The organism is Acidiphilium sp. PM (genome assembly GCF_000219295.1).
GTDB classification, from domain to species: domain Bacteria; phylum Pseudomonadota; class Alphaproteobacteria; order Acetobacterales; family Acetobacteraceae; genus Acidiphilium; species Acidiphilium multivorum.
This window is the reverse complement of the sequence record NZ_AFPR01000602.1, coordinates 1-612: the sequence shown is the minus strand read 5'-3', so window position 1 is coordinate 612 and position 612 is coordinate 1. Positions and strand designations below refer to the sequence as shown.

Sequence of the window (612 nt, the reverse complement as noted above, 5' to 3'; positions counted from 1 at the left end):
GCTCGATTTCGATGCCAAGCACGTATGGTTCGAGCACGCAGGTCATACATTTTGCTTTGTTGTAGATAATCTGACCGGCGATCCAGAATGTATTGAATGTATGGTCAAGACTCTGCGGGATGTTGCTCGTATTGCCAGATGAAAAGGTGCTGGCGACAAAGCTCGGCAGCGACTTCATGAAAAGAGTCTGGACGTAGGAATCATAAAGCGATGTTGAGGCAATAATGCCCACCACGATCGCCATCGTTGATACCTTTGAGATGCCGTAGCGTATATCCAGGCTGCCGGTCATCATGAGGTATCCGAGGATGATGACCCAGATGACCAGGGCAGCGGAAAGAGGCGGTAATGCTGCCGACAAGGCGGAGCCAACATCGCTATTCAGCGATTGCAGGAACCCGGTGCTGTACTGGTTATACATAAACTCAAAGAGATTGATGGTCGTGGTGGGGACGCTCATTAGTTTGAGGTCTTTCCAGCGACATATTGTCCGCAAATGGGCGGGGCGTCTTTTCCATCCGCCTTGCACAATGCTTGGATTTCAGCGTCGCCTTGAGCCTTGGTCTGACCGCCGTACGGCAGTGGGACGAGTCTGTTTTGCACCGCTGGCGG

General features: G+C 52.1%; 1 protein-coding gene. It reads right to left on the bottom strand.

Going from position 1 to position 612, the window contains the following annotated elements:
- A partial coding sequence (locus APM_RS19340) for a type IV secretion system protein (protein ID WP_039889351.1) occupies window positions 1–460 on the bottom strand: 460 nt, incomplete at its 3' end.
- Window positions 461–612 lie beyond the last annotated feature (152 nt).